Source organism: Variovorax sp. E3 (genome assembly GCF_016082275.1).
Classification (GTDB): domain Bacteria; phylum Pseudomonadota; class Gammaproteobacteria; order Burkholderiales; family Burkholderiaceae_C; genus Variovorax.
Genome location: NZ_MOWM01000268.1, coordinates 1 through 5,609 on the forward strand (window position 1 = coordinate 1; position 5,609 = coordinate 5,609).

At 70.1% G+C, this 5,609-nt stretch carries 6 protein-coding genes and 1 pseudogene; 3 read left to right on the forward strand and 4 right to left on the reverse strand.

Annotated features, from left to right (window positions below):
* Positions 1 to 1,043: pseudogene (locus BMG07_RS39540) on the reverse strand (ABC transporter permease); the annotation flags it as partial.
* 158 nt (positions 1,044 to 1,201) lie between these two features.
* Between BMG07_RS39540 and BMG07_RS43720 the strand changes: the two are divergent.
* Positions 1,202 to 1,960: a serine hydrolase domain-containing protein gene (locus tag BMG07_RS43720; protein ID WP_307867303.1), complete on the forward strand. Its 759-nt coding sequence runs from the start codon at positions 1,202 to 1,204 to the stop codon at positions 1,958 to 1,960.
* The gene (locus BMG07_RS43725) at positions 1,864 to 2,559 is read left to right on the forward strand and encodes a serine hydrolase (protein ID WP_269759864.1); all 696 of its coding nucleotides are present in this window, start codon (positions 1,864 to 1,866) and stop codon (positions 2,557 to 2,559) included. Before BMG07_RS43720 ends, BMG07_RS43725 begins: the two co-directional genes overlap by 97 nt.
* Before the next feature lie 16 nt (positions 2,560 to 2,575).
* Here BMG07_RS43725 and BMG07_RS39550 read toward each other — a convergent pair whose 3' ends face one another.
* From BMG07_RS39550 to BMG07_RS39560, 3 genes are read right to left on the reverse strand one after another with little or no spacing between them, the layout of a single operon-like run.
* Positions 2,576 to 3,472, reverse strand: coding sequence for an ADP-ribosylglycohydrolase family protein (locus BMG07_RS39550; protein WP_198089045.1), 897 nt, complete (start codon positions 3,470 to 3,472; stop codon positions 2,576 to 2,578).
* A complete protein-coding gene (locus BMG07_RS39555) occupies positions 3,469 to 4,047 on the reverse strand; it encodes an NADAR family protein (protein WP_198089046.1) in 579 nt (192 codons plus the stop codon). The genes BMG07_RS39550 and BMG07_RS39555 overlap by 4 nt, the downstream gene beginning before the upstream one ends.
* A 12-nt stretch (positions 4,048 to 4,059) precedes the next feature.
* Positions 4,060 to 4,677, reverse strand: a complete 618-nt coding sequence (locus tag BMG07_RS39560) for a DUF4291 domain-containing protein (RefSeq protein ID WP_198089047.1) — start codon at positions 4,675 to 4,677, stop codon at positions 4,060 to 4,062.
* 147 nt (positions 4,678 to 4,824) lie between these two features.
* Between BMG07_RS39560 and BMG07_RS39565 the strand changes: the two genes are divergently transcribed.
* The gene (locus tag BMG07_RS39565; protein WP_269759865.1) at positions 4,825 to 5,487 is read left to right on the forward strand and encodes an NUDIX domain-containing protein; all 663 of its coding nucleotides are present in this window, start codon (positions 4,825 to 4,827) and stop codon (positions 5,485 to 5,487) included.
* Positions 5,488 to 5,609 lie beyond the last annotated feature (122 nt).

Sequence of the window (5,609 nt, forward strand, 5' to 3'; positions counted from 1 at the left end):
CCCCGCCCAGGTCGCCGCCGAGCACGCGCAGCGCAAAGGCCGCGAGCGCGGTGCCGAGCGCGAGCCCGGCCGCGCTGCCGATCAGGCCCAGCACCAGCGATTCGGCCAGCACCAGCCGCAGCCGCTCGCGCGGCGTGAGGCCCAGCACGCCGAGCAGCGCGAACTGCTGCGCGCGCTTGGCCACGCTGAGCGCCAACACCGAGAACACCAGGAAGGCTCCGGTGAACAGCGCCACCAGCGCCAGCACCGTGAGGTTCACGCGGTAGGCGCGCGACAGGTTGCTCACGCGCTCGGCCGCATCGCCCGGCTCGGCGAACTGCACGCCGGCGGGCCAGCCCGGCGACTGCTGCAGCGAGGCCATGAAGGCGGCGCGGTCGGTGCCGGGCGCGAGCCGCAGGTCGATGCGGCTCAATTGACCGATCCGGCCGATCTGGCCGAACAGCTCCTGCGCGGCGGCGATGTCCATCACCGCGAGCGCCGTGCCGCCGGCTGCCACGTGGCCGGCCACGTCGAGCCGCTGCCATGCATCGCCGCTGCGCAGCTGCACCGTCTCGGGCGTGCCGGCAACTGCTTCGGCCGGCAGGCCCAGCGCCGTGCGCGCCGCGGCGTGAGGAACACATGGCCCGGCGCGAACAGCGCGAAGCGGTCGGCGCCGGGCGCGCCTGCGGCATCAGCGCGGGCGCGATGGTGGGCAGCACCAATGCGTCGATGCCGATCACGCGCATCGGCACCTGGCGTTCGCCGCTTGCAAGCGCCAGCCCCTGGAACTCGACCACGGGGCTGGCGAGCGCCACCTGCGGGTGCCGCGCGATGCGCGCGAACACGGCCTCGTCGAAGCCGCCCTGCACGGCGCGCACTTCGAGGTCGGGCTGGCCGTTGACCGAGCGCACCGCGCTGGAGAACTCGTCGAGCGCCGACGCGTTGATCAGCTGCACCGAGAAGGCCAGCGCCACGCCCAGCATCACGGCCAGCACGGCCGCCGCGTTGCGCCAGGGGTGGTGGCGGAGTTCCTGCCAGGAGAAGGTCGTGAGCAATGCGCGCATGCACCGATTGTCGCGGCGCGCGCACGTTGTTACATAGCCGTGGCACGATGGTGCCTGTTCGACGACGCCCGAGGAACCCGACGATGCGGCTTTTGCCCCGCGCTACTACATGCCGCCGGCTTGCGGCCTGGCTCCTGGTTCCGATCCTGGTTCCGCTTGTGGCAGGCCCCGCCGCCGCGCAACTGCAGCCCCTCACGCTGGCCAGCGACCCGGCCTTCATCGCCAAGGCCGCGCTCGGCCCGGAACGCGGCACGCTGGTGGTCGGCACGCTGCGCGGCGGCAAACCCGCCTACGGCGCGGCCTACAACCCCGAACCGCCGTCGTCGCCGCGCCCCATCGAGCCCAACAGCGCCGAGCAGCCGATGTTCGAGATCGGCTCCATCACCAAGGTCTTCACCGGCCTGCTGCTCGCGCAAGCGGTGGAGCGCGGCGACCTGAAGCTCGACGACACCGTGGGCAAGCTGCTCGCGGGCAAGGTCGAGGGGCTGTCGCCCGCCGTGGCTTCGGTCACGCTGCGCCAGCTGGTCACGCACACCGGCTGCATGCCGGTGATGGCCGACGGCGTGGCGGGCGGGCCGGCGCTGGCCGAGCAGTTCCGCAGCTTCGACAAGCCGATGTTCTGGGCCGCGCTGGCGCGCATCAAGCTCACGGCCGCCGCGCCGCCGTGCGAGGGCTCGTACAGCAACTTCGGCATGGCGCTGCTGGGCCAGTTGCTGGCCGAGCACTACGGCACCTCGTGGGGCGAGCTGGTGCGCGCGCGCATCACCGAGCCGCTGGGCATGAACGACACCGTCATCACGCTGGGCGACAAGGCTCGCGCATGGCCCCGGCCTTTGCCGGCGACCGCCGCCAGCCGCTGTTCGACATGCAGGCCTACGCGCCGGCCAGCGCGCTGCGTTCCACCGCCGCCGACATGATCACCTTCAGCCGCGCCGTCATCGCGGGCGCGGCCGGCCCGCTGGGCCCGGCCGCCGCGCGCATGCTCACGCCGCTGGCGCGCTACGAGGGCGCCGAGATCGGCTACGCGGTGATGGTGCGCGGCCCCGAAGGCGGGCGCCGCACCTACTGGCACGCGGGGCTGACCGAGGGCTACCGCACGCTGTGGCTGATCGCGCCCGACACCAACGAGGCGCTGGTCGTGCTCGGCAGCAACGCGCGTGCGCCGCTGCAGCCCGTGATGCTGGCCGTCGGCAAGAGCCGCTACCCGGTGCCGACGACCGAAGTGCCGCTGGACCCCGAGCGGCTGGACGACTACAAGGGCGAGTTCCGCATCAGCAAGGCCAAGGCGCTGAGCTTCACCGTGCGCGGCTCGAAGCTGTTGGTGCGCGAGACCGGGCGCGGCTACAGCGCGCTGACGCCCACGGGGCCCGATCGCTTCGCGGTGGTGGGCATCGGCGCGCAGTTCGTGTTCCGGCGCGATGCGGCGACGAATGCGGTGGTGGCGGTGTCGCTGTCGCAAGGGGGCAGCCAGCTTGATGCGCGGCGTGAGGGCGTGGCGGCCGCCGTGCCGCAATAAGGCACCGGGCCGACGCTCAACCGGCCAATGCCAGCAACTGGTCGGCCATCTGCTCGATCTCGTCGCGCATGGCGAGCGGCTGTAGCCAGGTTGGCGGAATGGCACTGGCGCCGTAGAACGCGCCCGCCAGTTGTCCACAGATCGCTGCGGTGGTGTCGGCGTCGTCGCCCAGGTTGGTGGCGGCGAGCACGGCTTCTTCGAACGACCGGGTGTGCGCAAAGCACCAGAGCGCCGCCTCGAGCGATTCGACGCAATAGCCCGAGCCCTTGATGTGGTCGCGCGTCTTGGTGACGTAGTCGCCGCGTGCCAGTGCCGCGACTTTTGCGCTCAACGGCGCCAGCGGCTCGACCGCCAGGATCCCGGCCTTGCTGGCGCCATGCAACGCCGCGCGCAGTTGCAATGCGAAGAGCCGCGAGCATTCGATGGCTTCCATTGCGCCGTGTGTGGTGCGCGTGCTCTCGCCGGCCTGCCGCCAAGTGGCCTCGGCGCTGGCCGCATGGAACATCGGCACGGGCGCGAGCCGCATCAGCGCACCGTTGCCGGCCGTGCGCGGATCGGGATCGCCCGCGAACGGATCGCCCGACGCAAGGTAGCGGGTGAGGGCGCCCGACACCGTGAGCCCGATGTCGAAGCAGTTGCCGGTGCTGCTCATGTAGCCCACGCTGCGCCAGTTGCAGTAGCGGTTCATCTGATCGAGGGCGTCGAAGCCCTTGCAGTGGATCAGGCTCGCGGCAAGGCACAGCGCCATCGAGGTGTCGTCGGTCCATTCGCCGGGAATCAGCCCGAACGGCCCGCCGCCCTGCATGCCCGTGACAGGTGCGAAGGTGCCGCGCGCGCGGAACTCGACCGTGGTGCCCACGGCGTCGCCACAGGCCAGGCCGAGCAGGCAGCCGCGGTAGCGCTCCGCGTTCATGGCTGCACGCTCCGCAGTGCCTCGCGCGCGGCCATGAGCGCGAAGCCCAGCAGGTTGAGGCCCTTCCATTCGCGCGGGTCCTGCGCGGCGGGGTCGGTCGCGGCGCGGCCAATGCCCCAGATCGGGTCGACCGGGCTGGCTTCCACCAGCACCTGATGGCCCGTGCCGAGCAGGAAGGCGCCGAGCGCCGCGTTCTGCGAGAACTTCGCGATGTTGCCGCGCGTGACGATGTCCAGCCGCGCGGCCGCCCATGCGGCCTCGTCGAAGTCGCGGATCTCGCGGCCGAGCTTCTTGGCTTCGGCGGGCGTGCGGGCCGCGAGGATGCGCTCGCAGGTCTCGGCGTCGTTGAACAGCCGCGCTTTGCCGGCCATCATGAAATGCTCGGCCGTGCGGTAGCGAACGCCGTCGACGCTGAACTGCGCCTCGAACCACTGGCTGAAGCAGCTCTTGTTCACGCCGCTCTTCGGCGTCTGGTGGCCCCAGAAGAGCAGGTACTCGGGGCGGTGGCCCTGCGCGAACCAGGCCGGCAGGTCTTGAGTGCGGCGCGGAGCGGTCGATGTATTTGTCGTCGTCATTTTTTCTTGTCCTCAGTGGCCGATGTCGAGCGGGCGCTCCACCGGCAGTTGCAGTTCGGGGTTGTCGTTCTGCGCGAGCGGGCGCTGTGCGTCCACGAAGGCGCGCATGTCGATGACTTCCAGCAGTTCCTCGTGCGCGAATGCGGCCAGCCTGCGCCCCCGCAGGCCGAGCTGGATCGCGCGGCGCTCCAGCTTGTGGCCGCTGGGCGCGTGGTCCGGATCCCATTGCAGACGTACATCGGAGCGCCCGACGGCGGCCTGCCAGGCCTCGCGGCTGGGGTAGGCCGCGTCGAAGGTCGACGGCACGGCCTCGCGCACCACGCGCTCGAAGAACGCGCGACGCAGCCGCAGGCCCAGCGTGACCTCCTGGCCTTCCTTGGTGCCCCAGCCGCTGCGGTACATCATCCAGAGGAAGTTGGGCTTGATCCAGCTCATGCGCGAAAGGCTGAAATCCGGACCGTCGAGTCGGCCGTGGCGGATCGCGTACTCGCCGATGGCGGGGCGATAGGCCTGGTAGACGACGACGGATTCGGCGTCGTGGTGCGCGAGGATGTGTTGGCCGCCTTGCGGCCAGCGCGCGCGCTGCGCGATGTGTCGCTCGGTCGGAAGGGGTGTGACAGCAGTGTTCATTCTTGTTCTTTCTTTTGAGTTGTTCTGTGCAACTAATTTGCGGTTGTATAGTACAACTAATAAATCCGGCGTCAAGCCTTTGCCGTGAACACATCCCAACCGAAATATCCGCTCCTGACGTTTCCGCGCCCGCTGGTGACGGTCGACATGGTGATGTTCACCGTGCTCGGCGGCACGCTGCAGGTGCTGCTGGTCAAGCGGCCCGCCGACACCGATGAGCCGTTTCCCGGCAAGTGGGCATTGCCCGGCGGCTTCGTGAAAATCGACGAAGACGACACGCTGCTCGACTGCGCATTGCGCAAGCTGCGCGAGAAGACCGGCGTAGCCGCGCCCTACCTCGAGCAGCTCGGCAGCTGGGGCGGCGCGCGGCGCGACCCGCGTGGCTGGTCGACCACGCATTGCTTCTATGCGCTGGCACCTGCACAGGCGATGCAGTTGCGCAGCGGTGCGAATGCGGCCGAGGCGGCGTGGTTCGATGTCGATGTCGCCTCGCGCAAGCGATTGGCGTTCGATCACGGCGAGCTGCTCGATGCGGCTGTCGCGCGGCTGCGCAGCAAGGTCGAATACACCTCGCTGCCTGCCTTTCTGCTCGAAGAGCCATTCACGTTGCCGGCGCTGCAGCACGTCTACGAAGTGGTGTTGGGCCGCGACGTCGACAAGAGCGCGTTCCGCAAACGCATGCTCGACGGCGGTTTCATGGAAGAGGCGGGCATGGTGGCCGGCGGGCTCGGGCGCCCGGCCATGAGCTACCGGCTGCGCGACCGCTCGCAGGCCGTGCTGTTCCCTCGGACCTTCAACAGCACGAAGTGAAACTGTTCAAAGCCGCTGCGACATGGCATTGAGATAAGCCCGCACCACCGCGCTGGTGCTCAACCCGATGGCCCGCTCGTAGGCCTGGCGCGCCGCCGCGCGCACGCCGCCGGCCGCGAGCA

Excerpts from the sequence above, each read along its gene's own strand:
- BMG07_RS43725 (WP_269759864.1), top strand. The coding sequence starts at position 1,864 with ATGGCCCCGGCCTTTGCCGGCGACCGCCGCCAGCCGCTGTTCGACATG.
- BMG07_RS39550 (WP_198089045.1), bottom strand. The coding sequence starts at position 3,472 with ATGAACGCGGAGCGCTACCGCGGCTGCCTGCTCGGCCTGGCCTGTGGC.
- BMG07_RS39555 (WP_198089046.1), bottom strand. The coding sequence starts at position 4,047 with ATGACGACGACAAATACATCGACCGCTCCGCGCCGCACTCAAGACCTG.
- BMG07_RS39560 (WP_198089047.1), bottom strand. The coding sequence starts at position 4,677 with ATGAACACTGCTGTCACACCCCTTCCGACCGAGCGACACATCGCGCAG.
- BMG07_RS39565 (WP_269759865.1), top strand. The coding sequence starts at position 4,825 with ATGGTGATGTTCACCGTGCTCGGCGGCACGCTGCAGGTGCTGCTGGTC.